This window comes from uncultured Flavobacterium sp., assembly GCF_937967675.1.
Classification (GTDB): Bacteria; Bacteroidota; Bacteroidia; order Flavobacteriales; family Flavobacteriaceae; genus Flavobacterium.
The window spans coordinates 1-17,375 of record NZ_CALBSN010000117.1 but is presented as its reverse complement, the minus strand read 5'-3'; the positions used below and the strand labels follow the sequence as shown (position 1 = coordinate 17,375).

22 protein-coding genes and 1 other RNA gene are annotated in these 17,375 nt (G+C 31.1%); 8 read left to right on the top strand and 15 right to left on the bottom strand.

From position 1 onward, the window contains the following. Positions 1 to 30: 30 nt before the first annotated feature. The 3 genes from Q0075_RS07915 to ssrA form a co-directional block, all read right to left on the bottom strand. Positions 31 to 939 (bottom strand): helix-turn-helix domain-containing protein, encoded by a 909-nt coding sequence (locus tag Q0075_RS07915; RefSeq protein ID WP_297869042.1) that lies wholly within the window; start codon positions 937 to 939, stop codon positions 31 to 33. 108 nt (positions 940 to 1,047) lie between these two features. Then, positions 1,048 to 2,283 carry a site-specific integrase gene (locus tag Q0075_RS07910; RefSeq protein WP_297869041.1) on the bottom strand — a complete coding sequence of 412 codons (1,236 nt, stop codon included), beginning with the start codon at positions 2,281 to 2,283 and terminating at the stop codon, positions 1,048 to 1,050. A 246-nt stretch (positions 2,284 to 2,529) separates the two neighbouring features. Next, positions 2,530 to 2,927: a transfer-messenger RNA gene (gene ssrA, locus Q0075_RS07905) on the bottom strand. 169 nt (positions 2,928 to 3,096) lie between these two features. Between ssrA and Q0075_RS07900 the strand changes: the two genes are divergently transcribed. Together Q0075_RS07900 and Q0075_RS07895 are read left to right on the top strand one after the other, a co-directional pair. Then, positions 3,097 to 4,320 carry an NAD(P)-dependent oxidoreductase gene (locus tag Q0075_RS07900; protein WP_297869040.1) on the top strand — a complete coding sequence of 408 codons (1,224 nt, stop codon included), beginning with the start codon at positions 3,097 to 3,099 and terminating at the stop codon, positions 4,318 to 4,320. Between the two features lie 165 nt (positions 4,321 to 4,485). After that, positions 4,486 to 5,922 (top strand): MFS transporter, encoded by a 1,437-nt coding sequence (locus tag Q0075_RS07895; RefSeq protein WP_297869039.1) that lies wholly within the window; start codon positions 4,486 to 4,488, stop codon positions 5,920 to 5,922. 57 nt (positions 5,923 to 5,979) lie between these two features. Here Q0075_RS07895 and creD read toward each other — a convergent pair whose 3' ends face one another. From creD to Q0075_RS07845, 10 genes are all read right to left on the bottom strand, one after another. After that, a complete protein-coding gene (gene creD, locus Q0075_RS07890) occupies positions 5,980 to 7,275 on the bottom strand; it encodes a cell envelope integrity protein CreD (RefSeq protein WP_297869038.1) in 1,296 nt (431 codons plus the stop codon). Between the two features lie 20 nt (positions 7,276 to 7,295). After that, positions 7,296 to 7,613, bottom strand: coding sequence for a hypothetical protein (locus tag Q0075_RS07885; RefSeq protein ID WP_291107435.1), 318 nt, complete (start codon positions 7,611 to 7,613; stop codon positions 7,296 to 7,298). Further along, a complete protein-coding gene (locus Q0075_RS07880) occupies positions 7,595 to 7,720 on the bottom strand; it encodes a hypothetical protein (protein WP_297869037.1) in 126 nt (41 codons plus the stop codon). The genes Q0075_RS07885 and Q0075_RS07880 overlap by 19 nt, the downstream gene beginning before the upstream one ends. A 1-nt stretch (position 7,721) precedes the next feature. Continuing rightward, positions 7,722 to 8,177: a hypothetical protein gene (locus Q0075_RS07875; protein ID WP_297869036.1), complete on the bottom strand. Its 456-nt coding sequence runs from the start codon at positions 8,175 to 8,177 to the stop codon at positions 7,722 to 7,724. 54 nt (positions 8,178 to 8,231) lie between these two features. Beyond that, positions 8,232 to 8,528 carry a transcriptional regulator gene (locus Q0075_RS07870; protein WP_297869035.1) on the bottom strand — a complete coding sequence of 99 codons (297 nt, stop codon included), beginning with the start codon at positions 8,526 to 8,528 and terminating at the stop codon, positions 8,232 to 8,234. A gap of 38 nt (positions 8,529 to 8,566) precedes the next feature. Further along, entirely contained in the window at positions 8,567 to 9,190 is a 624-nt protein-coding gene (locus Q0075_RS07865; protein ID WP_297869034.1) for a hypothetical protein, read from the bottom strand. A gap of 146 nt (positions 9,191 to 9,336) precedes the next feature. Continuing rightward, entirely contained in the window at positions 9,337 to 10,182 is an 846-nt protein-coding gene (locus Q0075_RS07860; protein ID WP_297869033.1) for a hypothetical protein, read from the bottom strand. A 16-nt stretch (positions 10,183 to 10,198) separates the two neighbouring features. Beyond that, entirely contained in the window at positions 10,199 to 11,017 is an 819-nt protein-coding gene (kdsA, locus tag Q0075_RS07855; RefSeq protein WP_297869032.1) for a 3-deoxy-8-phosphooctulonate synthase, read from the bottom strand. A 93-nt stretch (positions 11,018 to 11,110) separates the two neighbouring features. Further along, positions 11,111 to 11,572, bottom strand: coding sequence for a 2-dehydro-3-deoxyphosphooctonate aldolase (locus tag Q0075_RS07850; RefSeq protein ID WP_297869031.1), 462 nt, complete (start codon positions 11,570 to 11,572; stop codon positions 11,111 to 11,113). A 2-nt stretch (positions 11,573 to 11,574) separates the two neighbouring features. Continuing rightward, entirely contained in the window at positions 11,575 to 12,057 is a 483-nt protein-coding gene (locus tag Q0075_RS07845) for a DUF4199 domain-containing protein (protein WP_297869030.1), read from the bottom strand. A gap of 99 nt (positions 12,058 to 12,156) precedes the next feature. Between Q0075_RS07845 and Q0075_RS07840 the strand changes: the two genes are divergently transcribed. From Q0075_RS07840 to Q0075_RS07830, 3 genes are all read left to right on the top strand, one after another. Then, entirely contained in the window at positions 12,157 to 12,723 is a 567-nt protein-coding gene (locus Q0075_RS07840) for a YeeE/YedE thiosulfate transporter family protein (protein ID WP_291107459.1), read from the top strand. 2 nt (positions 12,724 to 12,725) lie between these two features. Beyond that, complete coding sequence (locus tag Q0075_RS07835; protein ID WP_291107462.1) at positions 12,726 to 13,139, top strand: DUF6691 family protein; 414 nt, start codon at positions 12,726 to 12,728, stop codon at positions 13,137 to 13,139. 77 nt (positions 13,140 to 13,216) lie between these two features. Further along, entirely contained in the window at positions 13,217 to 13,486 is a 270-nt protein-coding gene (locus Q0075_RS07830) for a heavy-metal-associated domain-containing protein (protein ID WP_291107465.1), read from the top strand. A 27-nt stretch (positions 13,487 to 13,513) separates the two neighbouring features. On the opposite strand, the gene Q0075_RS07825 is transcribed toward Q0075_RS07830, so the two are convergent. Continuing rightward, complete coding sequence (locus tag Q0075_RS07825) at positions 13,514 to 13,789, bottom strand: ATP-dependent Clp protease adaptor ClpS (protein ID WP_291107468.1); 276 nt, start codon at positions 13,787 to 13,789, stop codon at positions 13,514 to 13,516. A 59-nt stretch (positions 13,790 to 13,848) separates the two neighbouring features. After that, positions 13,849 to 14,682, bottom strand: a complete 834-nt coding sequence (prmA, locus tag Q0075_RS07820) for a 50S ribosomal protein L11 methyltransferase (protein ID WP_291107471.1) — start codon at positions 14,680 to 14,682, stop codon at positions 13,849 to 13,851. Between the two features lie 91 nt (positions 14,683 to 14,773). Between prmA and Q0075_RS07815 the strand changes: the two genes are divergently transcribed. From Q0075_RS07815 to Q0075_RS07805, 3 genes are all read left to right on the top strand, one after another. After that, complete coding sequence (locus Q0075_RS07815; RefSeq protein ID WP_297869029.1) at positions 14,774 to 16,012, top strand: porin; 1,239 nt, start codon at positions 14,774 to 14,776, stop codon at positions 16,010 to 16,012. Positions 16,013 to 16,160: 148 nt separating this feature from the next. Continuing rightward, positions 16,161 to 16,997: a S1-like domain-containing RNA-binding protein gene (locus Q0075_RS07810; protein ID WP_297869028.1), complete on the top strand. Its 837-nt coding sequence runs from the start codon at positions 16,161 to 16,163 to the stop codon at positions 16,995 to 16,997. 1 nt (position 16,998) lies between these two features. Next, on the top strand, positions 16,999 to 17,283 hold the full coding sequence (locus tag Q0075_RS07805) for a hypothetical protein (protein ID WP_297869027.1): 285 nt from the start codon (positions 16,999 to 17,001) through the stop codon (positions 17,281 to 17,283). Positions 17,284 to 17,375: the final 92 nt, after the last annotated feature.

Genomic DNA, 17,375 nt, shown 5'->3' with positions numbered 1-17,375 from the left:
TTTAGTTGAAAAAGTATGGCTTAATAAATGCTAATCTTCTTCATGTAGACTTCTTTGCAATTCACTAGGCACATAATTGTACTTTTTTTTGAATGCTTTGGAAAAATTATTGTAATCATTGAATCCGCTTATAAAAGCAATTTCTTTCAATGGAATGTTCGTTCTTTTAATGAGATAAGTTGCTCTTTTTAATCGTTCATTTGTATAACATTTATAAATACTAATATTGAAATGCTTTCTAAATTCAGCTTTTAGTCTAAAATCGTTTGTTCCAAAAATTTTTGCTAGTTCATTTACAGAAGGTAGAGGTTCTTCAAGATGATTCATTATATAATTATAAACATTTTGAACTATAGTATTACTATCAATTTTTTTTGAGGATGCTAAATTATTATTAGCAATATTATAATTTGTATAATCTTCGATATTTGTAGTGATTCCAGAAATTACAATTTTGTTAGAGTTTAATAAAGATGAAATTGTAAAATAGGAGGGGTAGATTTGATTGTTTTTATCTAATAAGTGTAATTGAAGTGTAATATGAAATATGTTGTTAGTAACAATTTCATTTTCTATTGTTTTCCAATCATTAATAGATTGTTTTGCAATTATTTTTGAAAATTTAAGTTTTGAAAGCTCTTGTTGACTTAACTTTAAAGTGTCTAGTACACTCGATGAAAAGCTCAAAATGTAAAATTCTTTATCTAGAATGAAAGTATGCTGTACTAAGTTTTGATATGTAAATTGAGGAATTACATGACCGATTTTATGAAAGGTATTTTTAATATTACTAGCAATCTCATTAAGCTTATGAGCGATTTGATCAATTTCATCTTCTTCATCTAAATTAGCAATTTGAAATTGAAGATTTCCAGAAGCCATTTCAAATAGCATTTGGTATATTTTTCTAATTCGTTCTTGCTTATTTTGCTCTGACATGATTTATTTTTCTGTAACAAAACTATATAAGCTTTTAAAAGGAATCAAATAGTTTAGTGTTCAATTCTTGAATTGAATACTAAACTTATTAGAATGTTATTGAATGAATTAAGAGCTTTTTAATTTTAATTTGTTCGAAAATTTCTCTTTTAAAATTTTCATGTCTTCACTTACTTTTCTGTCTAAAACTTTAGCGTAATGTTGAGTTGTTCTTAAGTTTTTGTGACCTAGCATTTTGCTCACACTTTCTATTGGAACTCCATTAGTAAGTGTTACCGTAGTAGCGAATGTATGTCTGGCAATATGAAAAGTTAGCTCTTTATCAATTTCACAAATATCTGCCAGTTCTTTGAGATATGCATTCATTTTTTGATTTGATAAAATAGGTATAAGTCGATTTTCGTTAATACATAGTGGATGATTTTCGTATTTATCAATAATCATTTGTGTAACAGGAAGGATTGGAATTTTTGAAGCTGTTTCTGTCTTTTGTCTGTGAGTTGAAATCCATTTTTCGCCATCTATACCAATTACAACATTAGATTTTGTTAAATTGAAGACATCAATATACGCAAGACCAGTGAAACATGAGAAGATAAACATATCGCGAACTAACTCTAATCGTTTTATTTTAAATTCTTTATTAAGCAAAGATTCAATTTCATCTTCTGATAAATAAGTTCTTTCAATTTCTTTTACTTTACCTTTATAATTTAAGAAAGGGTCTTTTTCAATCCAACCATTTACATAACACTGCTTAACTATTTTGCCAAAGTTTCTAATGTATTTTATGGTTGAATTGTTATTGCAGTTTTTAGTGTTTCTCAAGTAGAAATCAAAATCGTTGATGAAAGCAATATCTACTTGTTTTATTGAAATATCATTAAGTTTATATTGATATTTTAAAAACTCTTTGGTGTGATTTAATGCTGTTTCATACTTCTTATAAGTGTTAATTGAGAATTCTTTTCCAACTAGTTCTTTCATTCGTTTGTTATGGTCTTCAAAAATAACGATTAGTTTACGCTGTCTTTCCTCAACTCCTAAGAATTTATTTTTGAAGGTTTGAGCATTAATTTCCTGGTTATTGTTTACCATCCATTTCTCAGTTTCATATGCTTTTGCATTTAAAATATCAAGGTAACTATTAATTAGTCTGGCTTCTTCTGAATTTCCTTTTATTTTACCTGCCGCAGTATTCCATTTGGATTTTTCTACAAACTTTGAGGTACTTAATTCAATACGAGTGCCGTTAATTGTTATTCTTTGATAAATGGGAAGTAAACCATTTTTTGATGCTTTAGAACTTTTCACGTAGAAAAGTATTGACATTTTGTGTTTCATTTTGTGGTGACTTTAATGTTATTCAAAATAATTATTTAATCCTCATTTGTCAAGATGTTCATCTTTTGAACTGCTTGCTATCATTGGTTTTGCGAGAAATTCGGTTACCCTAATTTTACTTTTTTTCGGGTAACCGATTTTACCACCAATGGTTTGAGATTTAATAGAAAATTTGAATAGTAGTCAAAACGAAAAAGCCTGTAAATCATACGATTTACAGGCTTTTAGTCTGTTTTGAATTTGTTTTAGTGGAGTCGCCGAGAATCGAACTCGGGTCCAAACAAGCAATCAAATAGCTTTCTACACGCTTAGTTTCATCTTGGATTTTCGACAAAGAGCAAGGCTAGAAACCGCCACTCTTTGCTTAGCTCTGTCAGTGTCAGAACGGATTTAAAGCATTACCATTCCTAGGTCTACTTTTACGGTTCCCCTATACCAACCGCCATAAACCAAGGCTTTTGAGGAGAATCTAGCTTTCCTACCTGGTAGGAACTAGGCAAATCTTACTATAATTCAGATTAAGCAGCTAAAGCGTAATTATTTTCGCCGTTTATAGGTTTGTACATTTGGATTTACGAGCTAAACATACAATGCTCGACGTGCTTACTAATCAATTCCACTCGCTGTCAAAACCAGTCGACCCCAATTTTTGAGTGTTCAGTCGCAGTTTTCAGTGTGCAGACTTTTATTTCAGTCTCAAAAAGTGAGCCAAAATTACATTCTTTTTTTCAATTAAAAAAACTTTGCATAGTCGCTTCTTTAAAGTTATATTTGTAACATTAAATCAATATTCAGTTAAATATATTGTTTGCTATGAAGTTTGGAATTTTCAAAGAAAGAAAGAACCCACCGGATAGAAGAGTAGTATTCACTCCAGAAGAGTTAATTCGCTTGCAATCAGAACATCCAGAAGCGGAAATAAAAGTTGAAAGTTCGGATATTCGAATTTTTTCGGATGACCATTATCGCAATTTAGGACTAAATGTCACTACTGACATGACCGATTGTGATGTGCTTTTTGGTGTGAAAGAAGTGCCAATTGATGCTTTAATTCCAAATAAAAAATACTTTTTCTTTTCGCATACAATTAAAAAACAACCTTATAATCGTAAATTATTACAAGCAATTTTAGCTAAAAATATCGAATTATACGATCATGAAACAATTGTAGATGCTACTAATCACCGATTAATTGGTTTTGGTCGTTATGCTGGTTTAGTTGGCGCTTATAACGGTTTCAGAGGATTTGGAATCAAATATGATTTATTTACTTTACCAAAAGCGGAAACGTTGAGCGGTAAAGAAGATTTAATTGCGCGTTTAAAACGACAAACACTTCCAAATATTAAAATTGTGCTTACCGGACATGGTAAAGTAGGAATGGGAGCAAAAGAGATTTTAGACGGAATTAAAATCAAGCAAGTTAACGTTGAAGATTTCTTAAACAAAAAATATACTGAGCCTGTTTATACTCAAATCGACGTATTGGATTATAACAAACGTAAAGATGGTCAGGTCTTAGACAATAATGATTTCTATAAAAACCCACAAGATTACGTTTCAGATTTTGAGCGCTTTACAAAAGTAGCCGATATGTTCATCGCTGGACATTTTCACGGTAATGGTTCGCCAGATATCTTAACTGGAGAAATGCTTCGTGCTGCGGATAATAAAATTCAAGTGGTTGCGGATATATCGTGTGATGTTGATGGTCCAGTAGCTTGTACTATTAAAGCATCAACAATTGCAGAGCCTTTCTTTGGATACTTGCCAAGCGAGCACAAAGAAGTTCCTTATACACATCCAGCTTCAATTATGGTCATGTCGGTTGATAATTTGCCTTGTGAATTACCTAAAGACGCTAGTGAAGGTTTTGGAGAAATGTTCATGAAACACGTAATTCCAGCTTTCTTCAATGGTGATAAAGACGGAATTCTGCAAAGAGCAAAAATCACCGAAAACGGTCAACTAACAGAACGTTTTAAATATTTACAAGATTACGTTGACGAAAAACAAGACGTTTTAGTTACCAAATAATTTCAAGCCCGATTTTACATCGGGTTTTTTTATTAGTTAACACGAAAACGATTTCGTAGAAAAAAAAGATTCAGATGTTTTTAAATTAAAGTTGAATAAATGTATATTTAACAAATATTATAAGATTTTTCAAACTTTAATCAACAACCAATACCAAACTAAACTATGCAAGTCAATCAAGTTAAAACGAATTGGGCACAATTCATTCCTTTAGTAACAGTCTTCTTTTTTTGGGGATTTGTAGCTGCGAGTAACGATATTTTAATTCCTGTTTTCAAAGAAGCTTTCGATTTAACACAAGGGCAAAGTCAATTAGTTTCGGTTGCCTTTTATGTAGCTTATACCGTAGGTTCTATTATTTACATGATTATTTCCTATGCAACTAAAGGCGATTTAATCAATAGAATTGGCTATAAAAATTCTTTAGCTTTGGGGTTAATAATTTCGGCTTTAGGAACTTTATTGTTTTATCCAGCAGCGAATTCGGGTTCGTTTGAATTAATGTTAACTGGTTTATTTATAGTTGGTTTAGGGTTTTCACTTCAACAAACAGTTGCAAATCCATTAGCCATTGCTTTAGGACCAATTTCAACTGGTTCTCAACGATTAACATTAGCAGGAGGAATTAATAATTTAGGAACTACTATTGGTCCGTTAATTGTAAGTTTTGCGATTTTTGGTTCCGCTACTTCGAGCAATACAACATTAGATATTGAGAGTGTAAAAATTCCGTATTTAATATTAGGTGCTGCTTTTTTATTAGTTGCAGTTTTTCTGAAATTCTCTTCCTTACCTGATAAACCTGAAGCTGTTGTTGAATCTGATGATTCTATTTCCAATGATAGAGGCCACGCTTTAAAATATCCACAATTAATTTTAGGGATGATTGCCATATTTGTTTATGTAGGAGTTGAAGTATCTACAGCAAGTAATTTGCCAGCATACATGGAAAAAGATTTGGGTTTTTTAACTAAAGATATTGCGCCTTACATTTCATTATATTGGGCAAGTTTGATGATTGGAAGATGGACAGGAGCTGTAGAAGCCTTTACCGATAAAATGGATTTACAGAAGATATTACGTTTTATAGCACCTTATTTAGCATTTGGAGTATTTTTATTGGTAAATGCCATTGCAAAACATGATTTAACTCCTTTTTATGTTTATGCATTAATCATTTTAGTGCTTATAGGTGCTGATATGGCAAGTAAAGGAAATCCAGCGAGAATGCTGTTAATTTTCTCAGGTTTGGGAATACTTGCTTTATTAATTGGAATGGCTACAACTGGAATGACTAGTGTATATGCTTTTACTTCAGTAGGTTTATTCTGTAGTACTTTATGGCCATGTATTTTTACTTTAGCAGTTAGTGGATTAGGAAAGAATACAAGTCAGGGAAGTAGTTTTTTAATTATGATGATTATGGGTGGCGGTATTGTAAGTTGGTTACAAGGAGTAGTTGCTGACGAAACTACCATACATTCGAGTTATATTATTGGAGTACTTTGTTTTGCTTATTTGGCTTTTTATGCTTGGAAAGTAAAAGGAATATTAAAAGCTCAAGAGATTAGTTTTGAAAGTAAAATCTCAGGCGGACATTAATATTTAATACTATAAGTAAAACCTCCGATTGAAAATCTTCAATCGGAGGTTTTTTGTTTATTTATTCCATTCAATCTTTCTTGAGAAATACATCACGGCTGCAAGTATGAAGAACAATCCTATACTTCCTACCAAAAGCGCATAATCTTCTAATTGAATAATTACATAAATAAAAGTATATAATACACTTAACGAAGCGCCAATGAACATCGGAAACTTTTTGTCTTTTAAAATGGAAATCGAGTAGAGCGAAATCATAATGATAACCGAAGCTCCCGCTACTAAATAAGCAAATGAAAACGAACTATGTTCAGTAATCGAAATCAATAAAGTATAAAACATAATTAAAGCAATTCCAATCATCGAATATTGAAAAATATGAATGTTGATTTTGCTGATTGATTGAATCAAAAAGAAAATCAAAAACGTTAATCCAATTACTAAAAATCCATATTTAGAAGCGCGTTCGCTTTGCTGATATTCGTCAACTGGCGTAATAAAATCTACTGCAAAAGCGTATTTGCCTAATTCAGGTAACACCTCAAAATAGTTTTGAGCAAACGGACGATTGAAGTGTAATATTTTCCAATTCGCTTCAAAGCCGTTATCTGTAATTTCTCTAGAAATAGGAGAGAAGTTGCCATTGAAGTTTGGCGAATTCCAATTCGAAGTCATTTTGGCATCTGTAGTTTTTCCAATCGGAACCATTTTTACTTGCTTACTTCCGTTGAACGAAATGGTAAAGTTGAATTTAGCTTCGTTTTGTAAATTTTGGTAATCAAAATAATTGGTTTCTAGGCTTTCAATGCTATCATTCGAAATATTTGCAACCGATTCAAAAGCTAAGCTCTGATTCCCGATTTTCATTTTTACTTCGTCTTTCAGACTTTTTAAATTGGTAGTTCGAATTAAAATTTTAGCGCGATTCCAATAAATGTTTTCAGCAGGAATTCCTTTTGAAGCAAAATTTGGATTCGTATAATTACCATCAAACTGCATTTTGGTCGTAAATACATTCGATTTGTAAATGCTTCTTTCCAAAGGTTTTACCATCGTAACTTCGGTTTTATTATTTAATGTTTCTGGAAAGAAATAAGCGTAATTGTTGGCTCCCGACATTGGGTCTTTGTAAGGCACTTTTAAAATCGGACCATAAAAATAAACCGAATTTCCCCATTTGGCAGTGGTTTCGGTAATGACTTCTTTTTGGCGTTGGCTTCTCTCTACAATTAATTCTTGTACTAAAGCTAGTGGAATGATTAATACTAAAGTTAGAATCCCAACCATGATCATTTTAGCGGTTGTGGTTTGAAAGAACGGTACTTTTGGTTCTTGTTGCATTTGTGTTTCCATGATGTTTGATTTATTGTTGATTAAAAAGGTTGATTTGAAAGAACTGTATATAGTATTACTATAAAATAGAAGAATGATATTGGTACATTTATTAATAAAATCAAGATTTGCTTTATGATATTTAATCTTTCTACAGGTAGAACAAAGCAATCATAAATTAATTTTATTAACATTAGACCATTTGCTACTAATGCAATTACTACGTAGATAATTCCAATTTTAATAAGATTGTCTGATTCTTTGAATGGAAAGTATAGTACAAACAATAAAGAACCAATTCCAAACGATACAATTGCCATTTGGGTGGATAGCGGCAATTTTAAAAAATCTTTTTCCATGTGGTTGTGAGTTTTGTTTTTGTTTTTGATGAGATGTTTTTGATGATTTCCATTCCGATAAAGAATAAAATTCCGATGGTCATGCTGATGTTGATGAGTTTGTTCATGTTATTTGATATTAAAAGTTTGTTGAATGTTTGTAATGGGAATTGTAAGCATATTCAAAAAATCCAATCCGTAGAATTCATGTGCTTGTTTTCCTCTTAAATATTGTTGTTTGAAATACGATAATCGAGTAGGATAGAAGAGTGTTCCTGAAATAATTACCATTAATAAATAAAAGCTTCGTTTTCCGTTTCCGTACAAATAATATTGCATGCCTATTTCTTCCACAACTGAAATTCCGGTATTGGTTAATACGTGAATAATATCGTGGTCTTCTAATTTGGGTTGGATTTCAAAGTTGTATTTCAATAAAAAGCAACCCAAATGAAATCCCAAGCTATCACTAGAAAGTTGTATCAACTGATTGACATTGATATTCCAAGCTTTTCCTTTTTTAAAGAATCTTTGATAGGGTTTCTTACTGATTTCGTACATTTTTTCGATGAATAAATCTCTCATAATTAGTTATTAAAAGTACTTTGAATTTCAAAGTGAATAAATAAAAAAATAGCGTTAACTTTTCTTGATTAATTTTTCAAGGGCTTCAATATGAGCAGTAAAAGCCTCACGACCTTCTTTTGTTGCACTGTATTTTGTATTAGGTTTTTTACCAATAAATTGTTTTTCAATTTGAATATAATTTTCAGCTTCTAAAGCTTTGGTATGTGAAGCTAAATTACCATCGGTTACACCCAAAAGTTCTTTCAACATATTAAAATCGGCACTTTCATTGACCATCAATATCGACATAATCCCCAAACGAATTCGGTGATCAAAGGCTTTGTTGATATTTTGGATGATGTTGAGCATGATTTAGTTTAAAAGTATAGAGTTTAAAGGTTAGTTGATTACTTTCTCTCGTATTTAAAGTACATTAAACTTCCGTATAAAATATGGCAACCTCCAAAACCTAATGCCCAGAACAACAATCCGTATCCTAAGAACCAAGTCGATAATAATCCTAAAGCAATCATCGTAATTCCTAAATAACGAACATCGCCAATCGTATATTTACTAGCATTTACACACGCTAATCCATAGAATATTAAGGTTAGGGGAGCGATTAGACCAAACATGTTTTTTTCGATTAAAAAGATAATGAAAAATCCACCCGTTGCTAATGGAATCATAAAGTTGATAACTAATCTTCTTGAGGCGGTATTCCAAACATTTTCGTTACTTTTTCTAGCTTTACGAATGCTTAATCCGATTCCTGTTACTATAGATAAAACTAAAACAGCTGTTGCAATTACTAACAAACGAATCACTGCATCTTCCGAAATTACTAAATCGCTATAGGCTCCCATTGTTGAAGTATCAAAGTAAATCGTTTTGTAAGCCAACCATGCACCAACTAAAGCATAAACGCCTGCTAAAATTCCAGATAAACCACTTAAGGAAATAAAACGTGAAGATTTGTTCATCAAATTTTTGATTTCGCTTATGTCATTTAGATATTTTTCGTTTTCCATTTTAAAGTACTTTGAAATACAAAGTAAATAATAAATAATTTATTGACCAAATATTTTTGAATTATTTTAATACACGTACTTATAAAGAAATAAAAAAAACCACACATCATTAAGATAGCGTGGCTTAGTTTTATTTACATTATGTTTTAGATTCTAAAGATTCCTCCAATAGATACGATTCTTTGTAAGAACCAAAAGTGTTGTTCTGCTGAATCAGCTGTGCTTCTAGTAGTTCTTATATCATTCATGTCGATATATCCTCCTTTTAATTCAGTTTGGATAAAGAAATGTTTGTAGAATGTAAAGTTAAGTCCAACTTTAGCTGATATACCATATCCTGCAACATGAAATTCATCATAGCGATCTTTTCCCAGTAGTTTTGTATTGGTTTTAGGATAAAGAAGACCTGCTCCAACACCTTCTGTTACGTTAATTTGAAATTTATCAGTATTAGGTAGTTGTAATAATGAAGAAATATCATCAACTCTTGAAATCTCAGTATTTACATAATTTAGACCATCAGTGTGTTCAAAAGTTAAAAAATCTTCATCTAATGTAAGTTGTCCTCCACTAGGATTTTCGTTATAAGAACCAGCATTAGGATAATATCCTGTATAGTTTACTCTTCTGTCGTTATACATTACATATTTCATGTGGTCAACTCCAATAGAGATATTGTAATGGTTGGAAATAAAATACCCAATTCTTAAATTGGTTTGAGGAATGGTCATTCTTGCAGGGTTAAAATAATCGCAGTGCCATCCTTTTGGTTTATCGTGAGCCCCCACATTGTGAATCGTAAAGTCGTAATCAGCTCCTTTAAAACGAATGTCAGATCTTGAATAAGATTCCCTATTACCTCCCCAGAAGATGTAGAATTTCCCTTTGTTATTGCTCGTGTATTTTTCAGGATTTTCTACTGTTTCTTGCGAAAAGGTGTACTGTGAAAAAACACAAAAAGTTAGTACAGCCATTAAAAATGGATGTTTCATTTGAAGTTATAAAAAATTAAAATTGATTAACGGTTTTTCGGATAGCTACTAATTTTGTCATTAAGCCTTCAAAGTAATCCAGGTGTAACATATTAGCGCCATCACTTTTGGCATTTGCGGGATCAAAATGGGTTTCAATAAAAATTCCATCGACACCAACTGCAATTCCTGCTTTAGCAATGGTTTCAATCATATCAGGTCGGCCTCCTGTAACACCAGTTGTTTGATTAGGTTGTTGAAGTGAGTGGGTTACATCTAATACAGTTGAAGCATATTGTTGCATGGTTGGAATTCCCCTAAAATCTACAATCATATCTTGGTAACCAAACATGGTTCCTCTGTCTGTAACCATTACATTTTTGTTGTGACTATCCAATACTTTTTGAACTGCATGTTTCATGCTTTCCGGACTCATGAATTGCCCTTTTTTCAAGTTTACAGTTTTACCCGTGTTTGCAGCTGCTACTACTAAATCTGTTTGACGAACTAAGAAAGCCGGTATTTGTAAAATATCAACATATTCAGCGGCCATTACTGCATCTTCATTAGTATGGATATCGGTAACCGTAGGTACACCAAATTCTTTTGAAACTTTTTGAAGAATTTTTAAGGCTTTTTCATCGCCTATTCCGGTAAAACTATCTACTCTTGATCGGTTGGCCTTTTTAAAAGAACCTTTAAAAACGTATGGAATTTGTAATTTATCAGTAACAGAAACTATTTTTTCTGCAATACGTAAAGCCATTTCTTCACCTTCTATAGCACAAGGTCCAGCTAATAAAAAAAAGTTACCACTTTCAGTGTGTTTTATTTGAGGAATGTTTGTTAAATTCATTTTGTGTTGATTTTGAAGGTGCAAAGATAAAAATAAAAACCTTTTCTTTAGCAGAAGAAAAGGTTACAAATGTTACATATAATAAAAATGTTTTTATTTATCAATTTCTTGTATTTGTTTTATAGTAAAACCTTTAGGGCATAGTATTTTTCCTTTTTCATAGATATTAAAGTACAATATGATAGTTTTAGAACTACCTTCAAAAGACACTTCATAAATACCAATAGTACCTGCACCCATTAAACTGTTTTTAGAAGGAAACGGACAGCAGGTATCAATTTTTTTATATGTAATTTTTTCTCCTTTTGGACCACTTAAGCCATTGAAAAAATAGGCTACATTAATGTCTTCTTGTTTTTCATGAATAAAACCAATGTTTATCGGATAATCTTTATCATAACCGTATTTTGTATCAGTTGCATATTCTGTAATGGCATACGCTTTATTTTTTATGGCTGGACGTATTGCGGTTTTGTCGATATTTTTTAATGTAGATTCAGTACTTACGCAACTGCTAAGTAGTGCTAAGGAGCATAGTGATAGTAAAATTTTCATTATCAAACAGATTTAGTTCTAATTAAGTAAGCAACAATCGCGCCAATTATAACACCTGAAGAAATGCCACCTGATATACTTTGCCAAATATAAGATGTAAGGTTAAAATAATTTTCGGCTTGTTCTTGCGTCATTCTTTGATTTTCTACCGATAATTTAATGAGTTTTTCAAAATACAATGGCGAAATAATTTCATGTGTTATAAATTGTGCTAATGGTGAAAAAACAGCCACAATAAATGAAATTATTATTGCAGAGATAAAACCTTGTCGCCAATTCATATTATTTTGATAATAATTTTTCTTTTTGTCTAAAAGTGCTAATAGATAAATCAAAAATGAAGGGATAAAAAATAGCAAGGTAAAAGCCATTTGCCATTTAATTTTTTCGTTATGAAACCCTAATTGTTTTTCTAAAGTCATCCAAGCTAAGAAAAGGATGTTAGCAATAATTGCCCATTTGAATTCAATTGAAAATTTTTTCATTATAATGGTTTTTATTTAATAGTTCAAATTTAGTATAAATTGCTTTAAAAGTTATAAATCCCAATTTGAATTTCTATTTTTGTGCAAAATTGAATTGCGATGAACTATATTTTTGGAACTTGGCATTGGGCCATTTCAGGTTTTTTGATTGGATTAACCATGTTAATTTTAACTTATTTTGGTAAATCGTTTGGAATGTCTTCTAATTTGCGCACCATGTGTTCTATGGCAGGAGCTGGAAAGTTTAGCGATTTTTTTAAATTGGATTGGCGCGAACAAAAATGGAGCTTAGCTGTTGTTTTAGGTGCTTTTGTGGGTGGATTTATCGCTTTTTACTTTTTATCAGATGGAAGTGGTGTTAATATAAATCCAGAAACTATTGCGCAATTGCAAACACTTGAAATTGATGCTCCAAATGGTAAATTAATGCCTGATGCTATTTTTAGCGTTGCAACATTACAATCTCCAAAAGGATTTGCAATTTTATTGCTTGGAGGTTTACTAATTGGTTTCGGAACGCGATATGCGGGTGGTTGTACATCAGGTCATGCTATATCGGGGTTAAGCAATTTACAATTACCATCATTAGTAGCTGTTATTGGTTTCTTTATTGGAGGATTAGCTATGGCACATTATATTTTACCTCTAATCTTTAAAACGGCTTAATTATGAAATTAGCAAGATTTTTTCTTACCGGAATATTCTTCGGAATTGTTTTAACCAAAGCAGAAGCAGTTTCTTGGTATCGCATTTATGAAATGTTTTATTTTCAATCGTTTCATATGTATGGAATTATTGGAACAGCATTATTTACAGGTATTGTAGGATTACAAATTATAAAGAAATATAAAGTAAAAGATTATAACGGTTTGCCAATTAATATAATTGAAAAAGAACGTGGTTTTTGGCGTTACATTATTGGGGGGACTTTATTTGGATTAGGATGGGCTCTTGTAGGATGTTGTCCTGGACCAATATTTATACTTTTAGGTACAGGAACTTACGCTATTGCTGTAGTTTTAATAGGAGCTCTTTTAGGAACCTATATTTATGGTTTGATAAAAGACAAATTACCTCATTAAAGTTAAGTTAAAGTAAGTGATTTTGTAGTGTGTTGGTTGTATATTTTGTAAATTTGTGTCATTAAAAATAATGAGTTATGCAAACAACAATTCCTATACAAAATTTAAAATGTGGCGGTTGCGCTAATACAATTTCCAAAGGAATTTCATCTATCGAAACGATACAAAATGTTGCTGTAAATGTTGAAGAAAGTTCGGTAACATTTGATTATGGAACGGATGAAAAGTTACAGGAAGTTAAAGAAAAATTAAAATCATTAGGATATCCCGAAGATGGAGAAGCCAATAGTTTAATGGAAAAAGCGAAGTCTTATGTAAGTTGCGCTATTGGAAAAATGAGTTCATAAAAAGTCCCGATTTAATCGGGACTTTTTTTATATCAATTCAGCACTTAAACCTGCATCTAATAGAGCAGAGCATTGTGGTTTTAATTCTTCCAGAGAACCTGTTTTAACCGTACATTTTCCTTTGTAATGAACTAAAATTGCACATTGTTCTGCTTGTAAATCATCATGATTGCATACTCGAACTAAAGTGTCAATTACATGATCAAATGTATTTACATCGTCATTATGTAATACAATTTCATGATTCAAACCAATAGCTTCTTCAACTAAAATTTCTTCTTTGATTTTTTCTATTGTACTCATTTTCTTTTTCTTATCGGTTGCGTAACAAATTTATAATATTAATTATAAAATCCAAAATTCTATTTTTTAAATTTTAAAGCTACCCAATTGTTGCGTTCAAATTGTTTAACATAAGTTAAACCTTTAGAGGTACAACTTTCCGAAATCACAGGAATATCTTCAGTATAGAATCCACTTAAGAATAAAATTCCGTTTTCGTTTAAACAAGCTACATATTGTTGCATATCGTTTAATAAAATATTACGGTTGATGTTAGCAATAATCACATCATATTTTTTACCCACTAATAAAGAAGCATCTCCTTCGTAAACCGATATATGTTTGCAATTATTACGCTCTGCATTTTCAATTGAGTTTAAGTAACACCAATTGTCAATATCAATAGCATCAATAGGTTGTGCGCCTTTCATCTCAGCTAAAATGGCTAAAATGGCAGTTCCACATCCCATATCTAAGGTTTTCTTTCCTACTAAATCCGTTTCTAACAAATGTTGAATCATCATGTGAGTGGTTTCATGATGACCTGTTCCAAAACTCATTTTAGGTTCAATTACGATGTCAAATTCAGCATTTGTTTTTTCATGAAATGGTGCTCTTACGTGACATTTTCCGTCTACATCAATGGGCTCGAAGTTTTTCTCCCATTCTTCATTCCAATTTACTTGCTCAATTTCTTCAAAAGTATATTCGATTTTAAATTCTGGATTATCTAAAATTTGAATATCTTCTAATATATTTGTATCCCATAGATCCTTTTGAACAAAGGCCGAAATTCCAGTTTCAGTTTCGATGAAGCTTTCAAATGCTTTTTCACCTAATTCTGCGATTAAAATTTCACTACCTAATTCTAATGGTTCTATGGTAAAATGATATCCAATGTATATATTCGACATAACGTTAATTTTTTGCAAAGGTAATATTTACTTAACATACTTAACCTTGTTTTGATGTTAAGTTTGCACAAAATAAACAACAACATAACAAATGAAAAAATTAATTACAATTTTACTTTTAGTAACTACTGCATTTTCAAGTGCTCAGGACATAAAAGTATCTACAAAAGACAATGATTTAAAGCTAACCTCGTTACCCTATTATAGTTTTGGTAAAGGTGTAGGTTTAACATCTCCAGATAGTATTTTCCAGTTCAATATTCGTTTTAGAATGCAAGATCGATTGACATATTATAACAATGAAGGTGTTGATCCATTTTATGAAGCTCAAGTGCGTCGTTTACGATTGCGTTTCGATGGATATGTAGGGAGTCCAAAATATTTATATGTGATTCAATTATCATTTGGTGCTGGAGATGTTGGGCCAGTAAGAGCAAATGAAAACTTAAACGTAATTAGGGATGCGGTTGTATATTATCGTCCGAATATGCATTGGCAATATGGTTTTGGAGTTACTAAATTACCTGGAACTAGACAAGCTGTAAATTCATCAGGAGCTATTCAGTTAACCGATAGAAGTATAAACAACTCTCGATTTAATACAGACCGTGATTTTGGTTTCCATTTTGCAAATTTAAATGAATATGAGAATAAGTTTTCTTATAACTTTAAAGGTGCTGTAACTTTAGGAGAAGGAAGAAACTGGACAACAAATAGCACAAATTCAACTTTAAAAGATAATAATGGTTTATCTTACTCTGGAAAAATTGAATTAATGCCTTTAGGTAAGTTTAAGAAAGATGGTCATTATTTTGAAGGAGATTTGTTAAGAGAACAAAAGCCTAAATTTATGATTTCTGGAGTTTACAATTACAATGATAAAGCAAGAGAATCACAAGGTCAGATGGGTGATTTATTATATGAAACTAGTAATTTATCTACTGTTTTATTAGACTTTATAGGAAAATACAATGGTTGGGCTTTTATGTCTACTTATATGATGAGAGATGCTAGTAAAGCTATCACAACATCAGCAACTAATCCATTATTGAGTAGAGCGGTTTTTGTTGGAAACGGTTTTGATAATCAATTAAGCTACTGTTTTCCTTCAAAATACGAAGTTATTGGTCGTTTTTCAAAACAAAAAGTTGACAACGAAGTAAAGGTATTTTATCCAAATACAGAACAATTAAGTTTTGGTGTAAATAAATACATTTGGGAACATGCTTTAAAACTTCAAGCAGAATTTACAACAGAAAAACAAGAATTTTTCGACGGAACTAACAAACAAAATTGGTATGTTCGTTTCCAAGTAGAAATCGGAATTTAATTTCAATAAATACAATTTTAAAAACCACATTTCAATAATTGATTTGTGGTTTTTTGTTTTCTGAATTTCGGAATTCTAATTTCGGAATTCTAATTTCTAAATTCTAATTTTTAAAATGCTTACCTTTGCGCTTTATTTATTTTTATTTATGTTACACATAGGACAGTTCAATACGTTAAAAATTCTTAGAGATACAAAAGTTGGTTTGTTTTTAGGAAGCGAAGACACACAAGAAGATGATGTTTTATTGCCAAATAAATACGTTCCAAAAGAATTTACTATTGGCGATGATTTAACCGTATTTGTGTATTTAGATCACGAAGAACGCCCTGTTGCAACTACGTTAAAACCTTATATTAAGTTGAACGAATTTGCGCATTTGAAAGTAAATTACATCAACAAATTTGGAGCTTTTTTAGATTGGGGATTGGAGAAAGATTTGTTTGTTCCGTTTAAAGAACAAGCACGCCCAATGGAAGAAGGCAAACGTTACTTGGTTTACATGACTATGGATGAAAAAACTAATCGTTTGGTAGCTTCGAGTAAAACCAATCAGTTTTTGAGTAATGAAAATTTAGATTTACAACGCAACGAAGAAGTAGATATTTTAATTTCTCACATTACTGAAGGCGGAATCAATTGCATCATCAATCAAAAACACAAAGGTTTAGCGTATAAAAATGAAGTGTATGATGATGTAAAACCCGGAATGAAAACCAAAGGGTATATCAAAAACATTCGTCCTGATGGTAAAATTGATGTCATGCTACGTAAAGTAGGAGTAGAGGCAATCGAACCTTCTTCGCAAATAATTTTAGACGAATTAAAAGCCAATCGTGGTTTCTTACGATTAACGGATAATTCCCATCCTGAAGATATTAAAACGGTATTGAAAATGAGTAAAAAGAATTTCAAAAAAGCCGTTGGAAATTTATACAAACAAAAACTTATCGAAATCAAAGAAGACGGGATTTATTTGGTTTAGTATGGCAACAAAAAACAAAATATATCTTTTACTTAGTATTGTTGTTTTAGTAATGATTTTCGTTGCTATTTTCCAAAATTTTGAAACCATTCATTTTATCGGTTTTGAAACCGAAATTATCTGGATTCCGATTTGGATTGCAGTAGTAATTTTACCTCTTTTAAATTTGTATGAAATCGCTGTCAATACTCATAATTATAACAAGTATTATTGGTTAGCGCTTGTAATCAATTTAATTTCTATTTTCTTTATTTTGAGATATTTTGAAATAGAGTTGCTTTCCTAAACTTTTCCTAAATTAACCCGTAGTGCATTATAAAAAAAGTTGCTCAAAACACTAAAAATTAGTACATTGTATTGACTATCAATCAAATACAA

Coding starts and splice junctions, on each gene's coding strand:
- Q0075_RS07810 (WP_297869028.1), top strand. CDS start 16,161: ATGTTACACATAGGACAGTTCAATACGTTAAAAATTCTTAGAGATACA.
- creD (WP_297869038.1), bottom strand. CDS start 7,275: ATGGAAACACAAATGCAACAAGAACCAAAAGTACCGTTCTTTCAAACC.
- Q0075_RS07895 (WP_297869039.1), top strand. CDS start 4,486: ATGCAAGTCAATCAAGTTAAAACGAATTGGGCACAATTCATTCCTTTA.
- Q0075_RS07900 (WP_297869040.1), top strand. CDS start 3,097: ATGAAGTTTGGAATTTTCAAAGAAAGAAAGAACCCACCGGATAGAAGA.
- prmA (WP_291107471.1), bottom strand. CDS start 14,682: ATGTCGAATATATACATTGGATATCATTTTACCATAGAACCATTAGAA.
- Q0075_RS07910 (WP_297869041.1), bottom strand. CDS start 2,283: ATGAAACACAAAATGTCAATACTTTTCTACGTGAAAAGTTCTAAAGCA.
- Q0075_RS07860 (WP_297869033.1), bottom strand. CDS start 10,182: ATGAAACATCCATTTTTAATGGCTGTACTAACTTTTTGTGTTTTTTCA.
- Q0075_RS07830 (WP_291107465.1), top strand. CDS start 13,217: ATGCAAACAACAATTCCTATACAAAATTTAAAATGTGGCGGTTGCGCT.
- Q0075_RS07880 (WP_297869037.1), bottom strand. CDS start 7,720: ATGAACAAACTCATCAACATCAGCATGACCATCGGAATTTTATTCTTT.
- Q0075_RS07805 (WP_297869027.1), top strand. CDS start 16,999: ATGGCAACAAAAAACAAAATATATCTTTTACTTAGTATTGTTGTTTTA.
- Q0075_RS07915 (WP_297869042.1), bottom strand. CDS start 939: ATGTCAGAGCAAAATAAGCAAGAACGAATTAGAAAAATATACCAAATG.
- Q0075_RS07885 (WP_291107435.1), bottom strand. CDS start 7,613: ATGGAAAAAGATTTTTTAAAATTGCCGCTATCCACCCAAATGGCAATT.
- Q0075_RS07815 (WP_297869029.1), top strand. CDS start 14,774: ATGAAAAAATTAATTACAATTTTACTTTTAGTAACTACTGCATTTTCA.
- kdsA (WP_297869032.1), bottom strand. CDS start 11,017: ATGAATTTAACAAACATTCCTCAAATAAAACACACTGAAAGTGGTAAC.
- Q0075_RS07825 (WP_291107468.1), bottom strand. CDS start 13,789: ATGAGTACAATAGAAAAAATCAAAGAAGAAATTTTAGTTGAAGAAGCT.
- Q0075_RS07840 (WP_291107459.1), top strand. CDS start 12,157: ATGAACTATATTTTTGGAACTTGGCATTGGGCCATTTCAGGTTTTTTG.
- Q0075_RS07870 (WP_297869035.1), bottom strand. CDS start 8,528: ATGCTCAACATCATCCAAAATATCAACAAAGCCTTTGATCACCGAATT.
- Q0075_RS07875 (WP_297869036.1), bottom strand. CDS start 8,177: ATGAGAGATTTATTCATCGAAAAAATGTACGAAATCAGTAAGAAACCC.
- Q0075_RS07850 (WP_297869031.1), bottom strand. CDS start 11,572: ATGAAAATTTTACTATCACTATGCTCCTTAGCACTACTTAGCAGTTGC.
- Q0075_RS07845 (WP_297869030.1), bottom strand. CDS start 12,057: ATGAAAAAATTTTCAATTGAATTCAAATGGGCAATTATTGCTAACATC.
- Q0075_RS07865 (WP_297869034.1), bottom strand. CDS start 9,190: ATGGAAAACGAAAAATATCTAAATGACATAAGCGAAATCAAAAATTTG.
- Q0075_RS07835 (WP_291107462.1), top strand. CDS start 12,726: ATGAAATTAGCAAGATTTTTTCTTACCGGAATATTCTTCGGAATTGTT.